The following is a 351-nucleotide window of genomic DNA, read 5'->3' as shown; positions in this document are numbered from 1 at the left end:
TCTGCCAATCTGAATGAACAGAGCATAAAAAACCCCGCCAGCGCGCCAACGCTGCGGGGTCATGCGGAAAGGGCGTTAGGAGGCCCGAACCTATGTCAGCACACTACCAACCGTCCCTGTTCCTCGCAAGCGCTCCACGGCGCCCCTACTGTGCTGACGACCTAGGCTCAGGCCTGAGCATCCGCGGCCAGCAGGAGGCCGTCCAGAGGCGCTACATCCAGCACAACCCCCCGAGCCATCTGGCTTTTTTGGTGTTCGATTTCGACCGTGCTGGGGCACTGGTGGCGGCTGAGGAAGCGGGCTTGCCTGAGCCGAATTGGGTGGCCGAAAACAGGGACAGTAGGCGGGGCC

Annotated in this window: 1 protein-coding gene; it reads left to right on the top strand. The window is 62.7% G+C overall.

Features of this window, described 5'->3' with window-relative positions; all coding sequences use genetic code 11:
- Nucleotides 1-92: 92 nt before the first annotated feature.
- Nucleotides 93-351: replication initiation protein (locus tag D2U88_RS19870; protein WP_182859158.1), on the top strand; the 259-nt coding region annotated here is incomplete at its 3' end.

This window comes from Flagellimonas aequoris, assembly GCF_003584165.1.
Classification (GTDB): Bacteria; Bacteroidota; Bacteroidia; order Flavobacteriales; family Flavobacteriaceae; genus Flagellimonas; species Flagellimonas aequoris.
Note: the sequence above shows the minus strand (reverse complement) of the source record. Positions and strands in the feature narration are given on the sequence as shown.